The 1,039-nt window shown below is 60.3% G+C and carries 2 protein-coding genes; both read left to right on the forward strand.

Annotated elements, in window-relative coordinates; translation table 11 throughout:
- Positions 1 to 382: AMP-binding enzyme (locus tag AC1DWT_RS51535; protein WP_477926312.1), on the forward strand; the 382-nt coding region annotated here is incomplete at its 5' end.
- Between the two features lie 111 nt (positions 383 to 493).
- Positions 494 to 1,039: enoyl-CoA hydratase/isomerase family protein (locus AC1DWT_RS51540; RefSeq protein ID WP_477926313.1), on the forward strand; the 546-nt coding region annotated here is incomplete at its 3' end.

Genomic DNA, 1,039 nt, shown 5'->3' on the forward strand with positions numbered 1-1,039 from the left:
CGACGGCTGGTTGCGTACCGGTGATGTCGGGACCATCGATGCGAGCGGATGGGTGCGGATCACCGATCGACTCAAGGACGCGATCAAGTCCGGCGGTGAGTGGATCAGTTCCGTGGACCTCGAGTCGGCGTTGATGGCGCACCCGTCGGTTCATGAGGCGGCCGTCGTCGGGCGTCGGGACGACCGTTGGGGGGAGCGCCCTGCTGCCTTCGTCGTTGCAGACGAAGCGGTCGATGCCGGCGTTCTACGCGACCACCTCACTGGACGCGTGGCGAAGTGGTGGATTCCAGAGGATTTCCGGCTGATCGACAGCATTCCGCGGACCAGCACCGGAAAGTTCGACAAAAAAGTGTTGAGAGAGTCGCTCGACGACAACGCCTGACTCTGTGATTCCACTGCCCGAAAGGTCAAGGGAGGCCGCACAGAAACGATAAGACGAAAGTACCACTGCACACCGAAGGTCAGCAGAAGACATACCAAGGAGACGATTCGAATGACAGTCCTGGACGACTACCGCGACAAGTACAAGAATTTCACGTTTTCGCGAGACGAGAACGGCATTCTCGAAATGCAACTCCAAACCGACGGCGACTCCTTCCAGCTGTTGGTACCTGCTCATCGCGAATTGACCGAAGCGTTCCGTGAGGTCGCGCTCGATCGCGAGAATCGGGTCGTCCTGATCACGGGAACCGGCGAGGAGTTCATCGGCCCGCGCCCGACCGCCGACAGCGGCCAGATCATGACGGTGATCCCCGAATTCTCCGCCGAGTACTCGGTCTGGGAGCAGGACGCATGGACGGATCACCGTGAACTAGTCAACGCCCTGCTGGACATTCAGGTTCCGGTTGTCGCGGCAGTGAACGGTCCCGCTCGGCGCCATTGCGAGATCCCCTTGTTCTCGGACATCATCATCGCCTCAGACACTGCATCGTTCGAAGATTCGGGGCACTTCGAGTTCGAGGACATGGCACCCGGTGACGGGTCGCATATCTGGACCACCGCACTGCTCGGTATCAACCGCGCACGCGCCTACATGCTC

The sequence above is a fragment of the Rhodococcus sp. P4_B6 genome (assembly GCF_056402215.1).